General features: G+C 56.8%; 1 protein-coding gene. It reads right to left on the bottom strand.

Annotated elements, in window-relative coordinates; all coding sequences use genetic code 11:
- Positions 1-68: 68 nt before the first annotated feature.
- Positions 69-1,439 carry an IS4 family transposase gene (locus AC3AQ9_RS20530; RefSeq protein ID WP_488309333.1) on the bottom strand — a complete coding sequence of 457 codons (1,371 nt, stop codon included), beginning with the start codon at positions 1,437-1,439 and terminating at the stop codon, positions 69-71.
- Between the last annotated feature and the right edge of the window lie 84 nt (positions 1,440-1,523).

The raw sequence follows: 1,523 nt of genomic DNA, 5'->3' as shown, positions 1-1,523 counted from the left end.
GGACAGCGGAAATGGAAATAACTAAGAACGCCAAATAAGCCTCCCGGCCAGGAGGCGTTGGGGTTCTGCTACATGGCATGAAGGCGCTTCAAAGCGGTCCCCTTGGCGGAGGCAGGTTTCCGTGCGGTTCGGATAAGCAGCCGCGTAATCAAGTGGACGAACGCCTGAGGCGTCTTCTTTTTGTGGCGGAAGGCTTCGTATAGTTTCGCCAAAACCCCGCATCCGATGCTCCGGATCGCCACCATCTCACTGATTTCCTTTCCATCTGCCTCCCAGATCGCCTCCCGGAATCGATACGCCACCAATTGGCTCAGGAGAAAAATGAGGAAGATGCCATACAAGTGGCAGAGCCAGCGTTCCTGTTTGACCAGTTTGAAGTGGTCGATCGCCAGATACGACTTGAGGATCTTGAAACTCAATTCGATCTGCCAGCGCAACCGATACAATTCGACCACCTCGGCATCGGAGACCCCGTCCGGCAGATTGGTCATGTACCCGGTGATGCCGGCGAGGTCCTGCACGAGCTGTTTCGGTTTCTTGCCCGACTTCGTCGCGCGGCGCTGGATGCGCCCAAGGCGGATCTCCTTTTGCGCCTCCCCTTGGGACAGGAGGATGCACCGGGCCGGGAAATGGGCGTCCCTGCCGAAATGGACCTCTTCGAGCTCCAACACTTCCCCCGGCGCCATATTCCGGCACAGGCCCACCAGGTCAATGCGCTGGTAGTGGCTGCTCGCCACCACGTCCCCGTCGGGATGGAAGTCGGGAAACGGGTTGCGGTAGGCGAGATAGGCATCGCTCCGGAATTTGGTAAGGAAATAGCTGCCGTGGCGTTGGATGTCTTCGAAGACGCGGAAGTGAAAATACCCCAAATCCTGCAAACAGAGTTCCTGGTCATCCAGAAACGGCACCCGTTTCGCCCCGATGACCGTGTCGTTGATGTTCTGGCAATCCAGGTAAAGGAATGTGAAGCGCCCGGTCAATAAGTCGAACTCGTATTGGATTTTCACCGACGTCTGGCGCGTCTTTTGGGCACGCCCCTTCAAATGGTCCGGTACGCTTGCCGCTGTGGCATCGAGGATCCGGATGCTGGTAAAGGGCAGGTGGGTGGCCTGCCCTGCGGGCAGAAGCTGGTGCTGGAAACGCAAGAGCTCCTCCACTACGCGCTGGAGAAAGTGGACGGCCTTCGGGGTGAACTTCTTATCGAGTGCCGCCCGGCTGATCGAGATGTCCTGTTCGGTGGCGAGTTTGGAACAGAGTTCCTGCAGTGTGCAATCCATCAGGTTCCCCTGAACCTGGAACAGCAGTGCCAGGAAATCACTGGCCGTGACGGCCCGTTTCCGTTGGATAAAGCCCGTTTCCCGGGCGATGGCATCCACTTTGTCCGGTTCCAGAAAGGCGAAAAGTTGGTCCAGAAAGTCGGCAGTCGCTAAAGGCGCCATCAGAAAAACCCCTCTCGTTCATGGATAGTCATCCATACCATCTTTCGAGAGGGGTTACACTTTTTTCTTAAGTTGACAGCTATG

The sequence above is a fragment of the Planococcus sp. VCh962 genome (assembly GCF_057748275.1).
This window is presented reverse-complemented; position numbering and strand designations above follow the sequence as displayed.